Consider the following 237-nt stretch of genomic DNA (forward strand, 5'->3'; position numbering starts at 1 on the left):
TTGCGTTTTTTCCTGGGATCGTGGTCGTAGGGGCGCAACTGATCTAGGGTCACGACCATGGGTGTGTCGGCGATCGGGTCGCTCAAGGTCGAGGCTGACGGGCCGCTGCGCTCGAACCCGGCCGCGAGCAGCTTGCCAGCCATCTGCTGGGAGGTGATCTCAGCCATGGCCGCCTCCCTGCGCTTGGTATCGGGCCTCGCGCTCGGCGCGGCGGATTTGCGCACGGGCATTCAGGGT

At 66.2% G+C, this 237-nt stretch carries 1 pseudogene; it reads right to left on the minus strand.

The features are described 5' to 3' along the window. Positions 1–167 (minus strand): annotated as a pseudogene (locus AC3XQU_RS24845) (ParB family protein); the annotation flags it as partial. Positions 168–237 lie beyond the last annotated feature (70 nt).

The sequence above is a fragment of the Telluria sp. AZSoR62 genome, assembly GCF_058111565.1.